Genomic DNA, 2,838 nt, shown 5'->3' with positions numbered 1-2,838 from the left:
GTACCCATCCGGTGAAGACCGCAGGAGTGCGTATCCGGCCGTGAGCACCTGAGCACCGCCGTGCTTGGGTCAAGCTTTCGATGGGGGGACGCGATGATATTCATCGAGGAGGAATTTGACCTCCTCGATGCCTTCATCGGTGAAGGCCAGGATCCCGTCGTCATCGTTGGCGCCGTAGACCCAGATGACGCCGTCCTCGGGCTCGAGACCGAGGCTCAGGTCCTGGATGAGCGCTTCGCCGACGCCGAGGTCCCTGGCGACACGTTCGACGGTGTAGACGTGATGCACCTTATTGCGCTGCATGATCAGGCCGCCGCTGGTTGGGTCCGCAGTTTTGCGGATCTCCAATTCCACGGCAGCAAATCATCGATCCGCTGTGCTGGGTGGGCCGCGATGCGCGCCAGGATATCGGCGAGCCAGGCCTGAGGGTCAATGTCATTCAACTTGGCGCTGGCGATTAGGCTGTAGAGGACGGCAGCGCGTTGTCCGCCGCGATCGGAACCGCAGAACAGCCAGGACTTTCTGCCGAGAGCGATACCGCGCAGTGCTCGCTCGGCCGCATTGTTCGACAGGCAAATGCGCCCATCGTCGAGGAACCGTGTGAAGGACGACCAGCGGCGCAGCATGTAGTTGAAGGCCTTGCTCAGATCGTGTCCGCGCGAGAGCTTGTCGCGCGTCTCGATCATCCAGCGCTCGAGCTCGGTGACCAGCGGCACGCTCCGCTCCTGGCGCACGGCGTGGCGTTGGGCCGGCGACAGGCCGTTGATCTCGCGCTCGATATCGAACAGGGCATCGATGCGCTTCACGGCTTCAACCGCGAGCGGATAGACCAGGTTGGGCTTGTCGCCGCGCGCCTTCTTGCGCGCCGCCGCTTCGATATCGGCCAGCTCGAACACTTTGCGCCGGCTGTGGGCCCAGCAGCTGGCTTCCAGAACAGGCGCCGGCTGACGACCCCTCGCATAGAGATCGCCGTAACCGCCAAAGGCATCGGCCTGCAGAATGCCGCTCCAGCCGGCGAGATGCGCCGCGGGATGTTCGCCTCGACGATCGCGGGAATAATAGAACACCGCCGCCGGCGGATCGGCGCCGCCGAATGGTCGGTCATCGCGCACATAGGTCCATAATCGGCCGGTATCGGTCTTGCCCTTGGCCAGGACCGGCACCGTCGTGTCGTCGCCGTGCAGACGTGAAGCGGCCAGCACATGGGCTTCGAGCCGCTTGAACAGCGGCATCAGCGCCGCGGCGCCGGCGCCGACCTGGTCGGCGAGCGTCGACAGGCTGAGCGGCACGCCTTCGCGGGCATAGCGTTCAGCCTGGCGGTTGAGCGGCTGATGCTGGCCGAACTTCTCGAACAGGATCATCGCCAGTAGGCCGGGACCGGCCCAGCCGCGCGGGGTGGCGCGGAACGGTGCCGGAACCTGGCTGATCGCCTCGCAGTCGCGGCAGGTGAACTTCTCCCGCACGTGCTGGATCACCTTCCATTGCCGCGGCACCACCTCCAGCGTCTCGGTGATATCCTCACCCAGCTTGCGCAGCCGATGACCGCCGCAGCAGTGGCAAGCGGCCGGCGCCGGCTCGACCACGCGCTCGCGTGGCAGGTGCTCGGGAAATGGCTGGCGCGCCGGTCGTTTGCGCACATAAGGCGCCACCTCGGTGGTCCGGGCCGCGGCCTGTTCGGCGGCGATCTCGTCTTCCGTCGCCGTGCTCTCGAGCTCCTCGAAGGTGAGCTCCATCTGGTCGTGCAGGCGGGCGGAACGTTCAGAACTCTGACCATGCAGCGCCCGCTGCAGCTTCCGGATCGTCAGATCCTGGTGTGCGATCAGCGCCGCATCATCCGATGCCTTGGCCCTGGCGACCGCCAGTTCGGCCTCGACCAGCGCAGCGCGCGCGGCCTCGTCTTCGGCTCTGGCCAGCGCCGCGGCCAGCGCTGCCCTCAGCGCGCCGATATCGTCCGGAACAGCATCCTGGGCGGTGGCCACCATGCCCTGGAGTGAATCATAAAACGCCTCCGCTGACTCGCGGAAAATGGCGCTAACTCAAAGAAAAACTCAGCCAGCGCGCTGAGGGCGGAACGTGTGACGCGGGTTGCGCCAATCGATCCCGTCGAGCATGTAGGCGAGCTGCGCCGGTGAGATGGAAACCGTGCCATCCGCCGGCGACGGCCATAAAAACCGGCCCTTCTCAAGCCGTTTTGCATACAGCGACATGCCGAGCCCATCATGCCAGATAATCTTGATCAGATTGCCGCTGCGGCCGCGGAAGACATAAAGATCGCCGGCATGCGGATCCCGGCCCAACGTCTCCTGAACCTGTAGAGCGAGGCCCTGCATCCCGCGACGCATATCGGTCCGGCCGACCGCCAACCAGATCCGCACCTGGCTCGGAACCGGGATCATGAAACGCCCAGCGCCTTCACCATCGCCGCCGCCAGTGTCGGTGGCGTGGTCAGCGGAATCCGCAGCCGCATCTTGCCGGCGATCTCCAGCTCGATCATCGCTGGTGGCGCCGGCCTCGAAGCGGCGACAGGCTCATCAGGAACCACAACAACTTCGGCAAAGCCCGTCCCGCGGGCTCTCATCGTGCGGCGCCACTTATAGATCAGGCTGGTCGCGACATCGTACTGACGCGCTACCGCCGCAACCGTGGACCCGGGCGCGAATGCCGCGGCCAGTATCCGGCACTGATCCTCTTCACTCCAACGACGACGACGCTCCGGCCCGGTCAATAACGTCATCTGGCTCATGCTGTGCTGCTAACCACGCTCGTAAGGACGACCTTAAGAGCGCAGCCTCGCTACCGTGCCATGCTCGCGCAAGGCGGCCTTCGCCGGAGGCGTAC

The 2,838-nt window shown here is 65.4% G+C and carries 4 protein-coding genes; all 4 read right to left on the bottom strand.

Going from position 1 to position 2,838, the window contains the following annotated elements:
- Window positions 1-69: 69 nt before the first annotated feature.
- A complete protein-coding gene (locus tag ABID26_RS36950) occupies window positions 70-303 on the bottom strand; it encodes a hypothetical protein (RefSeq protein WP_354418423.1) in 234 nt (77 codons plus the stop codon).
- 2 nt (window positions 304-305) lie between these two features.
- Window positions 306-1,982, bottom strand: a complete 1,677-nt coding sequence (gene tnpC, locus ABID26_RS36945) for an IS66 family transposase (protein ID WP_354418421.1) — start codon at window positions 1,980-1,982, stop codon at window positions 306-308.
- 66 nt (window positions 1,983-2,048) lie between these two features.
- Entirely contained in the window at window positions 2,049-2,396 is a 348-nt protein-coding gene (gene tnpB, locus ABID26_RS36940) for an IS66 family insertion sequence element accessory protein TnpB (protein WP_006201720.1), read from the bottom strand.
- A complete protein-coding gene (gene tnpA / locus ABID26_RS36935) occupies window positions 2,393-2,743 on the bottom strand; it encodes an IS66-like element accessory protein TnpA (RefSeq protein ID WP_354418418.1) in 351 nt (116 codons plus the stop codon). The genes tnpB and tnpA overlap by 4 nt, the downstream gene beginning before the upstream one ends.
- Window positions 2,744-2,838: the final 95 nt, after the last annotated feature.

Source organism: Mesorhizobium shonense (assembly GCF_040545255.1).
In the GTDB taxonomy this organism is placed as follows: domain Bacteria; phylum Pseudomonadota; class Alphaproteobacteria; order Rhizobiales; family Rhizobiaceae; genus Mesorhizobium; species Mesorhizobium shonense.
The sequence above is the reverse complement of the archived record's forward strand: the minus strand, read 5'-3'. Positions and strand labels throughout refer to the sequence as shown.

Excerpts from the sequence above, each read along its gene's own strand:
- tnpA (WP_354418418.1), bottom strand. The coding sequence starts at position 2,743 with ATGAGCCAGATGACGTTATTGACCGGGCCGGAGCGTCGTCGTCGTTGG.
- tnpC (WP_354418421.1), bottom strand. The coding sequence starts at position 1,982 with ATGGTGGCCACCGCCCAGGATGCTGTTCCGGACGATATCGGCGCGCTG.
- ABID26_RS36950 (WP_354418423.1), bottom strand. The coding sequence starts at position 303 with ATGCAGCGCAATAAGGTGCATCACGTCTACACCGTCGAACGTGTCGCC.
- tnpB (WP_006201720.1), bottom strand. The coding sequence starts at position 2,396 with ATGATCCCGGTTCCGAGCCAGGTGCGGATCTGGTTGGCGGTCGGCCGG.